Origin of the sequence: Pseudomonas sp. EA_5y_Pfl2_R50 (assembly GCF_963970475.1) — a bacterium.
Classification (GTDB): Bacteria; Pseudomonadota; Gammaproteobacteria; order Pseudomonadales; family Pseudomonadaceae; genus Aquipseudomonas.
In genome coordinates this window covers 1-541 of record NZ_CAXAPT010000100.1, presented here as the reverse complement: position 1 = coordinate 541, position 541 = coordinate 1, and the positions used below count along the sequence as shown (strand labels likewise).

The following is a 541-nucleotide window of genomic DNA, read 5'->3' as shown; positions in this document are numbered from 1 at the left end:
CACAGGATCTGCGCGCGCTGCTCCCGGCGTGGCTGACCGGATCGTTTCCGGTGCTGCTGCTGATCGCGATCGCGGCCGCGCGCATCACCCGCAAGGTGCCGACCGATGCCCAGTGAACCGCGCAAGCTGAGCCCGGCCAACAAGGTCGGCGTCGGCGCTGGCATCGGTGCGTTGATCGCTGCAGCCGTCACGCTGGCGTTGCCCGGCACGCGCGCTGCGGAGGGCACCGTTTACAAAGCCTATCAGGACGGCGGAGGGGTATGGACGATCTGCAACGGGCGTACCCGCAATGTCCGTCCTGGAATGACGGCAACCAAGGCGCAATGCGATGCCTGGTCGAAAGCCGACCTCACCGAAGCGACCAGCGAGGCGGTGGCGATCACGCCAGAGCTGCTATCCGGCCCGGTGTCGTTGCGCGGGCAGGCCGGCGACTTCATCCTCAACGCCGGTGCGGGCCGTTGGCGCGGTTCGCCGATGGCGCGCGAGGCGGCGGCGCATCGCTGGCGCGCGGCGTGCGAGGCATTCCGGGGGTATATCGTGC

1 protein-coding gene is annotated in these 541 nt (G+C 69.3%); it reads left to right on the top strand.

All coding sequences use genetic code 11. The features are described from left to right. Nucleotides 1–105: 105 nt before the first annotated feature. Nucleotides 106–541, top strand: a 436-nt coding sequence (locus AACY19_RS26900; protein WP_339454529.1) for a glycoside hydrolase family protein, incomplete at its 3' end; no start/stop codon positions are given.